This window comes from Acidithiobacillus sp. TH-A67 (genome assembly GCF_057473545.1).
This window is the reverse complement of sequence record NZ_JBYCKU010000069.1, coordinates 19183-31754: the sequence shown is the minus strand read 5'-3', so window position 1 is coordinate 31754 and position 12572 is coordinate 19183. Positions and strand designations below refer to the sequence as shown.

The following is a 12572-nucleotide window of genomic DNA, read 5'->3' as shown; positions in this document are numbered from 1 at the left end:
CGATGGGCAACTGGTGGCGGGTGCTCATGTGCGGAAGACTCCGGAGCCTGATGAGAATACTCCTGATTCTGCAAGAAGTTTTGCGCAGAGGGAAGGGCGGGATGAGGCTCAAGGTCGACAGTTGCTCTATGGTTTCGGTATGATCCGACGCAAAATCTTTCGGTGGGGGGCACAGATGGCAGAACACTTGATACTGGCGGCCGTAGATGGCTCGCAAAATGCTCTGGTGGCAGCGGGCGCGGCGGCGCGCTTTGCGAGCCTGCTTTCTGGACACTTGGGACTGGTGACGGTCCTGCAGGTGCCACGGTCGCCAATGGGCTTTGGCAGTGGCGTGTTTTCGGGGGGGCTTCGCGATCGCTTGCTGGAAGAGGCGCGCGCCGAGGCCGAAAAGAATCTGCAGGGCGTTGCGGAACGAATTCATGAGGCCTGTGGGCTGGGGATGCCGGAATATTTCATTGCGGTTGGTGCCCCCGAAGTCGAGATCCCGAAAATTGTCGCAGCCAACGAGGATGTGATCATGGTGGTTGTCGGTCGCCAGGGCTTCGGCACTGAGGGCAAGCCGCGTGGGCTCCCGCATGCTTTGGGAAACCTTGGCGCCAAGCTCAGTCTGAGTCTGAAGGTGCCGGTACTCACGGTGCCCGCCGACGCTCTGGAGGGACAGATCTGCCCTGGCATCGAGAATCTGCGATCTGAAGTACGCGACGAGGAGGCCTGAACGTGGATCTCTACCTGCCCATTGCCCACATGGATATCAACATCGCCATGATCGTGGGTTTTGGCCTGATTGTTGGCTTCCTTTCTGGACTTACGGGTGTGGGCGGTGGATTTCTCATTACCCCCCTGTTGATCTTTGTTGGCGTGCCGCCACTGATCGCGGTGGGTACCGGCGCGGCACAAATCGTTGGCGCCTCGGCAGTGGGTAGCTATGCTCACTGGCGTTTGGGAAATGTCGATATGCGCATGGCCATCGTCCTGCTGATTGGGAGTTGGACGGGTGGTCTGCTGGGTGTACATGTCGCAAAAATTCTCGAACAGGGCGGACATTTTGGACTGGTCGTTTCCTTCCTCTACGTGGGACTCCTGGGCTTCATCGGTATTTCCATGTTGATCGAGGCGCTGATGGCCGTGCGCGGCAAGAAAAAGAGCAAGCCGGTGCAGGAAAAGAAATCATCCTGGGTGGATCGCCTGCCATGGCAGATGGATTTCCCAGTGTCCGGCTTGCGGACGACGGTTCTGTTGCCCTTGGGCTTGGGTATTGCCGTGGGAGTGCTCACAGCGCTGATGGGTGTGGGCGGTGGTTTTGTCATGGTCCCGATCATGTTGTACGTGCTCAAGATGCCGACCAAGGTAGTGGTCGGTACCTCCTTGTTTCAGCTGCTCTTCACCACCGCAGAAGTCGGGATCTTGCAAGCCGGCATGAATCATGCGGTTGACCCCTACCTTGCGTTGGCGCTGGTCATTGGCTCGATTTTCGGTACCCAGTTCGGCGCCCGCCTGGGCGCGCGTATGCCCGGCGAGCAGCTTCGTCTTGTTCTTGCCCTGGTGGTGGTGGCCGTGGCGGTAAAGATGGGCCTGGGTCTGGTCATCCCGCCCGAGCATATCTTTCAGGTCACGCAGGTGCTCTGATGCAGAAAAAGTTCTTACAGATTTGTTTGCTTGCCTGCGCATTGCTACTGCCGGCAACGATACCAATGGCCGCCCAGGCATCCGTGCAGGCGCCCAATGTGGTATTGGGCACGGGTACGGACAAGGTGGATGTGACCAGTCGCTTTCGTGGTCGCGATATCCTGGTGTTCGGCGCACTTTCCCATCCTGGTGAAGTGATTGTGGTACTGCGCTCTCCCGACAGCGCGGTCGCCGTCACCCGCAAGACGCAGATGGGACCCATCTGGGTAACCGGGAAGAAGGTGACCGTAAGTCAGTTTCCGGGAGTCTTGCTCATCGACTCTTCGGCGCCGTTGGACAAAATTCTTCCCGCCGCCGAACGGGACGCTTTGGGACTCGATCCGCGCGGGATCCTGGAAAAGGCAAAGTACGAACCAGAACCCCTTGATAAAGATGCCTGGGAATCCGCGGTTATCGCGGCCAAGGAGCGGCAAGGAACGTATCAGGTACGTTCAGAGAGCGTGACGATTCAGGATGGTCGCTTGTTCTCCACACACCTGCATCTGCCTGCTTCGCTTCCTTTGGGAGCCTACGAACTGGATGTTTACCTGGTCAATCACGGAAAGATTCTGGCACAAAGCCAACAAAAAATTGATGTGCAGCAGGTAGGGCTGGAAGAATGGATTGCCGATTACGCTGAACATCAGCCTTGGCTATATGGTGTCGTTTTGACCCTCTTTCTGGCATTTTTGGGCCTCGGCCTGGGAATCGTCATGCAGCGCAAGAGCTAAAGATGATCGAATGGCGAGTCAGCCGTCGCCACTGGGGATGGGGCCGAGGCTGGGGCGAAGCTGCAGACTGCGCACCTGCCAGTGAGACCGTTGCGCCGATAACTGCGCGTTGAGCTGGGTGCGAATTTGCTCGGCGAGGCGCTCCCGTGCCGCAGAATCCTTTGGCAGTGCCGCCAGCTGCGGAAAGCGCAGAAAAATATTGCCAATGACTTCCTGCTCCGCCGGACCGTCAAGAGAAGGAGGCAATTCTCCAGGTGGACCCTCCAGCTCTGCCAGGGGCCGGATCTGTAACGCCAGTTCCTGACCGTTGCGATGGACGGCGGAGCCGTAGCTGCCGAGGGCGACGGTCTGGATATGAAGATGCGCCGGTTGCGCTGTCAAGTAGAGAAACGCCCCCACGGCCAGAGCCGCAGCCACAATGCCAATACCCCATCCGCCTGCTTTCTTTTTTGCCATGTCTTTACGGCTTCATTTCTGGGTGCAGGAGCAACACGGGAAGGCTGGTGTCGGCGAGGATGTCTTCGCTGGTAACCATTGCCGAAACACTGGAATGATGTTGTGGGGTTTCTCCATCCTCACTGAGTAACGCAATCTCCGCGCCACTGCTACGAAACGCAGCCACCAGTTCGTAAAGTTGCACGTCACGGCGTAGCAGGATCCAGTCGGTACTGGCGAGCTCCAGCAGGGGGGTATCCTCGGGCAGGTTGCGCCGCCCGAGGATTTCATGCACCCGATGGGAAGCGATGGCAGCTACCGGTTTCCCATCTCGAATCAAAAGGATGTGTGGCAGGCGTGGATAGCGTCGCAGCAGACGATGGAGATCCTTGAGCAAGCGACGATCGTGCAGACGTAACAGCGGGGTTTCGACCAGACTGCTTGCCGAGCGCATCAGGTAAAGGTTGCTGTGCCGTGCCTCCGGGATGTAGTGCCCACGCCGCAGCAGCTTCAGGGTATAAATGCTGTCCCGGGTGACCATGCGGCGAATACCGAAGGCAATGGACGCCACTAGAATCAGGGGGATGATGATGTGATAGTCATTGGTCATTTCAAAGATCATGACCGCCCCGGTCACTGCCGCTCCGGTAGAGGACGCGACCATTCCCGCCATTCCCAGCGCCGCGCCGGTAGCGATATGCATGTCCAGGCCGGGGAAGAGCGAGTTGAGTACCAAAATACAGGCGGCACCCAGCAACGCTCCGACAAAGAGAGAAGGAGAAAATACGCCGCCGGAGCCGCCGGCAGCGAGGGTGGTACTGAAACTCAGAATTTTCAGCAAGACCAACAAAAACAAGAATCCAGGATTGAGCAGGACGCCATCGAGGACATCCTGAATCGTGGCGTAGCCAACGCCTTCCACATAGTATTTGCCACTGAAGAGGAAGATTACCCAGATGGTTATACCAACTGCCCCCATTCCGACCACGGCACGCAGGTAGGGATTGGGAAGAATGCGCTCAAAAAAGTCCTCGGTCCAGTAAAGCATACGCGTAAAAAAGAGGCCAATCCCACCCACAATGATCCCCAGCAGCGCAAAGACCAAATAATTGCGGATATCCATGTGCGCAGTTTCGGCAATGATATCCGCTGGAATGATGAAAGATGGGAAGTTGCCCAGCAGCAGACGCGAGACCAGGGTCGCGGTGCCGGTGGCGATCATGACTGGAACCAGGGTACGGGCGCTGATTTCTACCAGCATCAGCTCAACGGCAAAAAGGACGCCGCCAACCGGGGTGTTGAAGGTGGCAGCGATACCAGCCCCCGCGCCAGCAGCGATCAGGCCCAGGCGCTGCCATTCTGGCAAGTGCAGCCAACCTGCGAGGCTCGAGCCAAAGGCGGCGCCGATCTGGATGATGGGCCCCTCGCGCCCCACCGATCCGCCACTACCGATGGTGATGGCGGATGCCAAGGCCTTGACGATAACCACTACTGGGCGGATGACCCCCGCTTTGTAATAGATGGCATCCATCACTTCGGGGACCCCATGTCCCTTGGCTTCCGGCGCGAAGCTACGCACCAGCCAGACGACAATCAGCCCGCCAACGACAGGTGCGAGAATGATCCCGGTTCCCCAGGCACTTGCCTTGGCGTGTTGTAATGCATTGAATACCAGGCTTGCCTGACCATAAAAAAAGAGGTTGTGCATGAGGGCAATGAGACGACGAAACACCACTGCGCCGAGGCCAGCGATGACGCCAACAAAGATTGCCAACAGGAAATGAAAGAAGGGATTGCGACGCACTTTGCGCCAGCGACTGCGGAGGGCTCCGGTGTCGCTGCTACTTCCCTCCTCCATGGGAGCAGCGCTGGCCTCTGCGACAAGCTCACTCACGCCGACTGCCCTCCGAGAAGGGAGAGAGCCTGATCCTCGGCAAAAATTTTACTGTCGACTTTGCAATAGATTGCGCCTTCGTCGGCAAAGACGGCCACCTCCGCAACGCCGGGGAGGGCGAGTAGTCTCTGCTCCAATCCTGTGGCGGGATTTGCTGGCAGGGTAAAGATACGGGTCGCGAGATAGCGCGGGCGCTGCATGCCCAAGGCGATCAGCAACCACAGGACAAAAATGCCGGTCACCACCCAGAAGATGACACCGTAATTGCGGGCTTCCGGAACATAGAGCAGGCCGCCAAGGAGGCCGCCGCAGAATGCACCGAGAAACTCGGAAGAGGTATAGACCCCGGTTGCCGTTCCTTTTGCGCCGGCGTGGCTGAACTTGGCAATCAGGGAAGGCAGACTGGCCTCGAGGACATTGAAGCCGACAAAAAAGAGGAAGAGAGCGATGGCGATCATGATCAGACTATGGTAGGAAACGGCCATCAGGATTCCCGCAAGGATCAGCAAGGCGATGGCGAAGAGGAAGATTTCCTTCAATTTGCGCTTGGCCTCACCGACGGCGATCAGCGGCACCATGAACAGGAAAGAGAGCAGCATGACCGGCAGATACAGGGTCCATTGATGCGAGAGCGATAGCAAGGGGTGGCGCGGATCGACCAGTACCAAAGGCAAGACGACAAAGATCGCGGTCAAGCCGGTGTGCAAGGCAAAAATACCGAAGTCGAGGCGCAGTAGATTCCGGTCCCGCAGCACGGTCCGCAGCATGGCTGGGTTCAGTTCGGCATCTCGGTGGAATTTTGCCGGGCTGCTGGGAATGACGAGATACAAAACGGCGATGGCAACGAGTGCCAAGACGGCGGTCAGCCAAAAAATTCCGGAAACCCCGATGAAATGTGCCAGAGGCGCTGACAGGACCAGGGAGATGCTGAAACTGACCCCGATGGTGATGCCAATGACCGCCATCGCCTTGGTCCAGCGCTCCTCGCGTACGAGATCCGCGGTAAGGGCAATGATTGCCGCCGCCACCGCGCCAGCCCCCTGGATGATTCGGCCAATGAGCAAGCCGTCGATGCTGCTGGCCAAGGCCGCAACCACACTGCCGATGGCAAAGATCAGGAGGCCGATGGCGATGATGGGTTTGCGGCCGATGCGATCCGAGAGTTTGCCAAAAGGAATTTGCAGGATGGCCTGGGTGAGGCCGTAGGCACCCAGCGCAATGCCAATCAGCGCCGGATGATTTGCCGCACCGCGCAGACCATGTGCGTACACCGAAAATACGGGTAACACCAGAAACAACCCCAGTAATCGAAGTCCAAAAATGCCAGCTAGGGAGATGACAGCGCGCTTTTCGCGGCGGTCGAGAGCGGATTTTACGGACATTGCGACTCCTACGGAATGTGGGTTATGTGTATGCAGAAAATATACCGCATCTCCCTCGGGGCCCGCAAAATCAGCCCTTTTCCTGCTTTCCCGTTCCCTCGACGACATAGTGGTTCTCCGGTACATCCAGCCCGTGCCGGCGCAAGGGCAGGGTGTAGATGCTGGCGCCCAGCAGCATGCGGCGAATGGCAAAAGCGCTAACCGAAGTCAGCATGGCTGGCAGCAGGGCTTCGTAACTGCCCGTCAGTTCGACGGCCATGACCGGGGCGCTCAATAGCGCGCCGGTGCTCGCGGCTACCATGCCGGCCATACCGCAGAGTGCGAGTAGACCGATGAGCTTGGTGGGTAAGATCTGCCAATGCAGCAGGAGTAGGCCGTACAAGGCACCCGTGCCCGCACCGATAAAGAGCGAAGGCGAGAAGATGCCACCAGATCCTCCCGAACCAATGGTCAGACTGGTCGCCAGCAGCTTGAGCAATAGCAGGAGCAGCAGGATGTCCCAGGCACTGATCTCTCCGCGCAGAATGTCGCCGATGCCCGCGTAACTGCCGCCAATCAGGTAGTAGTGACCGGTCCAGGCAAAACAGAGCAATAGCAAAAGGCCAACCAGGAACATTCCCAAGGCATGGCGGAGATAGGGGTTGCGCAGGAACATCTCGCTGTACTGCGTGATCGCCGTCAGGCTGGCGATGAAGAGAATCGCCGCAAGCGCGTTGATGGCGCCCAGGATAACGAAGAAGGGGAGATCTGCTGCCTTGTTGACGAGGGTGCTGGTCACCGCCGGGAGGAGATGAAAGTTCCCGAAGACCAGCTCGGTGATTTGGCTGGCGCCAATGGTCGCGACCAGCGTCGAGAGAATCGTCCATGGGCGCCAGTCTGGAACGATGATTTCCATGGCCAGAAACCAGCCGCCCAGGGGGGCATTGAAGACCGCGGCGATACCGGCCCCCACTCCACAACCAAGAAGATGGATGCGGCGGTGCGCAGGCATGGTGAAGATGGCGTCCAGCCACGCTGTAATGGCGGCGCCGAACTGCATGGCAGGTCCTTCGCGTCCTGCCGAGCCGCCAGTGCCAATCGTGATGGCCGTAGCCAAAGGACGCAATAACGCGATGCTGCGCGCCATGCGGCCCTCGCGCGTGTAGGCCGCCTCGATCACCTGGCTCACACCAGCGCCCTGGACGGCCGTCCCGTACTTACGCGCCAGAAAAATCACCAGTATACCGCCCAGGGTGGGAACCAGGGGCAAGGCCCAGCCCCAGGGGGATGGCGGAGTGTGCACGTGTGCTCGGTCGTGGAAATCGAAAATATTCAGGATGGCGACGTTGTGGATGACGGCAACGAGGTAGTGAAAAACGATGTCGCCAACCCCGGTCAACACGCCGATGATGGCACCCAAAAGAGCGAGCAGGGGACCTTCGCCAAAAGCGCCGTGTTCGGGGTGCCAAAAATCCCATTCGCTCTTCTTTTCCTCGACCATGGCTGCGTCAGATCGCTAGCATCATGGGAATCGAGGCTCTTCCAGCCACTCCCAACGCACGCCGCGTCTTTCGAGCTCAGTCGCCAGCATCTGCCAGGCGGCATGCAGCGCTGCGGCCTCGCCGCGCAGACCGAGTTCGATTTGCGAACCCGTTGCCGCGAAGCTGGGCAGACTGGAAAATTCTACTTGCGCGTGTTCTGCGCAGAAGCGTTCCATGAAGTCGACCCAGTCGCTTTCCTTTTGCTCCCACAGGAGGATCCGTAACTGCAAGGCCGAGGTACGCGCTGGGAAGTCGCGTTCCAGGACCCACTGCGTCATGGGCTCTGCCATCTGCGGAAAGCCCGGGAAAAAGTAGCCCTGACGCAGCTGAAAGCCGGGGATATGATTGACGGGGTTGGGGATGATGCTGGCGCCCTTGGGCAAATCTGCCATGCGGATGCGGATGGGCTCGGCCCCGTCGCCAAAACGCTCGCGAATCAGGCGCGCCGCTTCGGGGTGCTGCTCCATGGGCAAATCCAGCGCTGCCGCGGCGGCCGCCCGGGTCAGATCATCGGGAGTGGCGCCCAGGCCACCGAAGGAGAAAAAGGGGCAATCCTGTGCGAAGGCCCAGCGATACTGCTTGATCAGATCCTCCCAGCGGTCCGCCAGCAACAGGCTCCAGGCCAGTTCGTAACCGCGATCCAGCGCCTGTTCGCGACTACGGGCAAAGTGGCGATCCTCCCGTTTGCCGAGCAGGATCTCCGAGCCGACGATGATGATACCTAGACGTGCTGTCATGCTTGCCTCTGTGGATTGATGCTGGCAAGGTCCGGACTCTGATAGGCCTGCCGCCAGCGCGTCTGTCCCTGCTCCAGGACGCAGTCACCCCGCAGGAGATGCCCCAAGGCCTGCGGGTAGAGTTCGTGCTCCAGCGCCAGCACGCGTGCGGACAGGCTTTCTGGGGTGTCATCGCTGCGCACGGGCAAGACGCCTTGGGCGATGATGGGCCCGGCGTCCAGTTCTGGCGTGACGAAGTGTACGCTTGCTCCATGCCAGCGAACCCCGGCCTGTAAGGCCTGCTGATGGGTGTGCAAGCCCGGAAAGGCAGGCAGAAGTGAAGGATGGATATTGATCAGGCGTCCCAGATAGCGCTGCACGAAAGCATCGGTCAGTTGACGCATGAAGCCCGCCAGGACGATCCAGTCCGGATTGTGGGTGTCGATAGCTGCGGCAAGGGCGCGGTCGAAATCCGCGCGCGTGGAAAAATTCTTGTGGGCAATGACTTCCGCAGCGAGGCGGGCATCGCGACACCATGCCAGCCCTGCGGCATCCGCCCGATTGCTGATGACGGCAGTGATCCGGGCTGGGAGCTGGCCACTGGTACAGGCCTGCTGAATGGCACGCAAGTTGCTGCCGCGCCCGGAAATCAGCAGTACCAGGCGTTGTTCAGTCAAGATAGACGACTCCGCTGGACTTTCGTGTTTCCAGGCGGCCGATGCAGTAGGCCACGTGCCCGCTGGCAGTAAGGTTCTCGATGGCCGCGTCGCGCTGTTCCCACGGGACGCTGGCGACCATGCCAATGCCGAGATTGAAAACACGGCGCATTTCTGTAGTGTCCACCTCGCCTTGTTCCTGTAGCCAAGTGAAGATCGCGGGTTGCGGCCAGCTCTTTGGATCGATGACTGCGGCCAGTTCTTTGGGCAAGGAGCGCGGTAGATTTTCGGTCAAGCCACCGCCGGTAATGTGCGCCAAAGCGTGAATCTCAACCACGCTGCGCAAGGACTGAATGGCTTGCACATAGATTTGCGTTGGACGCAGAAGCTGGTCGATGAGCGGCTCACCGTCCAGCTGCAGATGCTGGTGGGCACCTGCCCGCACCAAAATTTTGCGGACGAGGGAGTAACCATTGCTGTGGGGCCCGGAAGAGGCGATTCCCACCAGCGCATCGCCCGCGCGGCAGCGACTGCCATCGAGGATGGCATCGCGTTCGACGATACCCACGGCAAAGCCCGCCAGGTCGTAGTGATCGTTGGGGTACATGCCCGGCATTTCCGCGGTCTCGCCGCCCAGCAAGGCACATCCGGCCTGTCGACAACCCTCGGCAATGCCGGCAATGACCTGCTCGGCGACTTCGACATCGAGTTTGCTACACGCGTAATAGTCCAGGAACCAGAGCGGTTCGGCACCCGATACGAGAATGTCGTTGACACACATGGCCACCAGATCGATGCCGATGCCGTCGTGCTGCTTCGCCTCCAGGGCCAAAAGCAACTTGGTACCAACGCCGTCGGTACCGGAGACCAGAACCGGTTGACGATAGCCAGGGGGGAGCGCGAAAAGGCCACCAAAGCCGCCCAGGCCGCCTAGCACCTCGGGACGTTGGGTGGCGCTGGCGAGGGGTTTGATGCGGTCCACCAAACGGTTGCCGGCATCGATATCCACGCCGGCTTGCTGATAGGTCAGGGGGTCTTTGGGGTTCACGTCAGGCTCCTGGAGACGAATGGTAGGATGGTACGAAGCCACTGCGTTCGCGGCAAGCCAAAAAAAACCCGCAGCAGGCTGCGGGTTTCGTGCCGGACGATACCTGGCGCTCAGAAGCGCTTGAATACCTGTCCGCTCTTGGCGGCCTGGAAGCGCGCTTCCACCAGCGCCCAGTTCATGTTTTTGTGCAAGGCAGCGAGGTAATCGCCGCGGCCCAGGGCCTTCCAGTCAACCATGTAGGCATGTTCGAAGACGTCGACCACCACCAGCGGGCTAAAGCCACCGATGTTGCCGTCCTCATGCAACTGCACGAAGTGGTTGTTGATTTGCCCGGTCGTGGCGTCGTAATAGCAGATCGCCCAACCGATGCCGCGGCTCTTTGCTGCCGCCATCAGGTCGTCGTGCCAGGCTTCGGCGCTGCCGAACTGCTCTGTCACCGCTGCCTTGAAGCCTGGGGCCTGGTCGATGTTGCTACCAGGTTTGAGCTGCGCGAAATAGTACTCGTGCAGCACCATGCCGTTGTATTCAAAACCAAAACGCCGGCGCCGATCCGCATAGCCCAGGGAAGCACCCTTGCCCGCCGCGCGCAGCTCGTCGAGCTCCTTGCGCAGGGCGTTGCTCTGCGCCACATAGCCCTTGTAAAGTCCCCAATGGTCGTTGATCTGATCATCACTGATACCATCCAGACCGCTGGGCTTGAGTTCTTCCCGTACTGTATATTCAGACATTCCTGCTCTCCTGTCGCTGGGTGGAACTGCATCTATCCACAAATTGTAGTCGGCGAGCCCTGTCATCTGCAAACGACAATCGGGTCCGTTGCCCGGCCCCTCGATTCCGGACCCTGGCGAACACTGTTACACTGGCAACCAGTCAGCTGAGCGAATGCCTTGTAACGATGGCGTTGTCTTCCGTACCTGGTCAGCAACTTCTGCCGTTGCAGCCGCGGCAACTTGCGGGAATGACCAACCTTCCGGGCCTGCATGAAGAAGCCCTGGCGGCAATCCGTCAGCTGCGTGAGGCGTCGACTGCGCTCTGTCTCTACGGGGATACAGGGGTAGGCAAGACCCACCTGCTGCTGTGGGCTGCCTTTGCTGATGGCTCATGGGCTCCCTACGTCGATTGTCGGGCGCTGCCAGCTGCTGGCGACGGCGTTCTCGACCTCTGTGCGGCGCCATTCCTCTGCCTGGATAACATCGATGCCTGGGCAGGTAGCCTGGCACGTGAGGAAGAACTTTTTCGTCTCTTCAATTATCGTCTGGATAGAGGCTTACCCTGGCTGGTCAGTTGCATCGCGCCGCGGCCGCGCTGGCTGCTTGCCGACTGGGAAAGTCGTTTGACCGCTCTTACCAGTTATTACCTGAAACGTCCGCAGGACCAGCAGCTCGACGCATTGTTGCTGCAGATCTCTACACGTTTCGGTCCGCCTTTTGCCGAGCCTTTGCGGCGCCATATGTTGCGCAGCGAAACGCGCAATCTCAGTACCCTGACCCGTTTGGTCGAGGCCTTCCAGGCCTGGCTCTGGCAACGCCAAGCTACGCCCAGTGTCGCCCAATGGCGAATATTTCGAGAACAGACGAATGTCTGACTTGTTGGACAAGACACCTAAACAGCGGTCCGGGTGCGGGCGTTGGCATCCGCACGCAGGCACACCTTGGTGGCGACGCATCCTGTTGCGCCTCATTCGCGCGGGAATGGACTTCTGGCGGGACGACTGTGTGGATCGAGCTTCTCTGCTTGCCTACACCACTCTATTGGCTATCGTGCCTTTGCTGGCGGTAATTTTTAGCCTGTGGAATCTCATTGGATTCACTGAAGAAAAACGGCAACTCATCGATCGCTATGTATTTCAGAGTTTTGTTCCGGAAGTAGGAGAAGCGGTCATTCATTGGCTCAATGTTCTGGCGGCCCGCGGTGCGGGTTTGGGATGGTATGGTGTGATTGGTTTGTTGATAACGGCGCTATTTCTCCTTCACGAAATTGAACGCCATTTCAACGCTATTTGGAATGAGAAGATCACGACGCACTGGCTGCGACCCTTGCGCTATATTCTCCTGATTGTCCTTGGCCCCATTGCCAGCGCTGCGTTAGTTCTTTCTTTGGAGCCCGTGCAACACTGGTTACTCCACTTCGGTGCCATGCCAGCGTTACCGGTACAATTCAGCTATGTCGTTGCATTTGTTGTAGAGCTGGTGGTTTTTCTGGCGTTATATCGGATATTGCCCGCAGCACGAGTGACCTTCCTCGACGCATTTTTTGGTGCGCTGATTGCGGCTATTCTGCTCAACATCGCCAAATACTTGCTGGCGCAATACATCCGCTATTCGATCACCGAGACGCTCTATGGGGCACTCGGACTATTGCCCGTATTCCTGCTCTGGTTGTTTATGACTTGGTTGGCGGTTTTGTTTGGTGCGGAGGTGGCGGCAGCGGCGCAGCGGCATCATCCTGCCAGCGCACGCCCGACGGGGGAAGCGCGAGAGAAAACTGCAAGATAGTTTTTATCTATGGACTTGAATCGTTAAGAA

General features: G+C 58.9%; 13 protein-coding genes. 5 read left to right on the top strand and 8 right to left on the bottom strand.

Going from position 1 to position 12572, the window contains the following annotated elements; translation table 11 throughout:
* From AC2VNM_RS11295 to AC2VNM_RS11285, 3 genes are all read left to right on the top strand, one after another.
* Positions 1-715: universal stress protein (locus tag AC2VNM_RS11295; RefSeq protein ID WP_486913338.1), on the top strand; the 715-nt coding region annotated here is incomplete at its 5' end.
* Between the two features lie 2 nt (positions 716-717).
* Positions 718-1626 carry a sulfite exporter TauE/SafE family protein gene (locus AC2VNM_RS11290; RefSeq protein WP_486913337.1) on the top strand — a complete coding sequence of 303 codons (909 nt, stop codon included), beginning with the start codon at positions 718-720 and terminating at the stop codon, positions 1624-1626.
* Positions 1626-2396, top strand: a complete 771-nt coding sequence (locus AC2VNM_RS11285; RefSeq protein WP_486913336.1) for a TIGR02186 family protein — start codon at positions 1626-1628, stop codon at positions 2394-2396. The genes AC2VNM_RS11290 and AC2VNM_RS11285 overlap by 1 nt, the downstream gene beginning before the upstream one ends.
* Before the next feature lie 18 nt (positions 2397-2414).
* Here AC2VNM_RS11285 and AC2VNM_RS11280 read toward each other — a convergent pair whose 3' ends face one another.
* The 8 genes from AC2VNM_RS11280 to AC2VNM_RS11245 form a co-directional block, all read right to left on the bottom strand.
* Positions 2415-2852 carry a hypothetical protein gene (locus AC2VNM_RS11280; RefSeq protein ID WP_483166661.1) on the bottom strand — a complete coding sequence of 146 codons (438 nt, stop codon included), beginning with the start codon at positions 2850-2852 and terminating at the stop codon, positions 2415-2417.
* 4 nt (positions 2853-2856) lie between these two features.
* Positions 2857-4725, bottom strand: coding sequence for a chloride channel protein (locus tag AC2VNM_RS11275; RefSeq protein ID WP_483189469.1), 1869 nt, complete (start codon positions 4723-4725; stop codon positions 2857-2859).
* On the bottom strand, positions 4722-6107 hold the full coding sequence (locus AC2VNM_RS11270) for an MFS transporter (RefSeq protein WP_486913335.1): 1386 nt from the start codon (positions 6105-6107) through the stop codon (positions 4722-4724). The genes AC2VNM_RS11275 and AC2VNM_RS11270 overlap by 4 nt, the downstream gene beginning before the upstream one ends.
* 70 nt (positions 6108-6177) lie before the next feature.
* Positions 6178-7587 (bottom strand): chloride channel protein, encoded by a 1410-nt coding sequence (locus AC2VNM_RS11265; protein WP_486913334.1) that lies wholly within the window; start codon positions 7585-7587, stop codon positions 6178-6180.
* A 21-nt stretch (positions 7588-7608) separates the two neighbouring features.
* Positions 7609-8364: a competence/damage-inducible protein A gene (locus AC2VNM_RS11260; RefSeq protein WP_486913333.1), complete on the bottom strand. Its 756-nt coding sequence runs from the start codon at positions 8362-8364 to the stop codon at positions 7609-7611.
* A complete protein-coding gene (purN, locus tag AC2VNM_RS11255; RefSeq protein WP_483166656.1) occupies positions 8361-9020 on the bottom strand; it encodes a phosphoribosylglycinamide formyltransferase in 660 nt (219 codons plus the stop codon). The genes AC2VNM_RS11260 and purN overlap by 4 nt, the downstream gene beginning before the upstream one ends.
* Complete coding sequence (gene purM, locus AC2VNM_RS11250) at positions 9013-10047, bottom strand: phosphoribosylformylglycinamidine cyclo-ligase (RefSeq protein ID WP_483166655.1); 1035 nt, start codon at positions 10045-10047, stop codon at positions 9013-9015. The genes purN and purM overlap by 8 nt, the downstream gene beginning before the upstream one ends.
* Positions 10048-10157: 110 nt before the next feature.
* Complete coding sequence (locus tag AC2VNM_RS11245) at positions 10158-10775, bottom strand: superoxide dismutase (protein ID WP_483166654.1); 618 nt, start codon at positions 10773-10775, stop codon at positions 10158-10160.
* A gap of 167 nt (positions 10776-10942) precedes the next feature.
* Between AC2VNM_RS11245 and AC2VNM_RS11240 the strand changes: the two genes are divergently transcribed.
* Together AC2VNM_RS11240 and AC2VNM_RS11235 are read left to right on the top strand one after the other, a co-directional pair.
* A complete protein-coding gene (locus tag AC2VNM_RS11240; RefSeq protein ID WP_483166653.1) occupies positions 10943-11632 on the top strand; it encodes a chromosomal replication initiator DnaA in 690 nt (229 codons plus the stop codon).
* On the top strand, positions 11625-12542 hold the full coding sequence (locus AC2VNM_RS11235; protein ID WP_483166652.1) for a YihY/virulence factor BrkB family protein: 918 nt from the start codon (positions 11625-11627) through the stop codon (positions 12540-12542). The genes AC2VNM_RS11240 and AC2VNM_RS11235 overlap by 8 nt, the downstream gene beginning before the upstream one ends.
* The last annotated feature ends 30 nt before the right edge of the window (positions 12543-12572 follow it).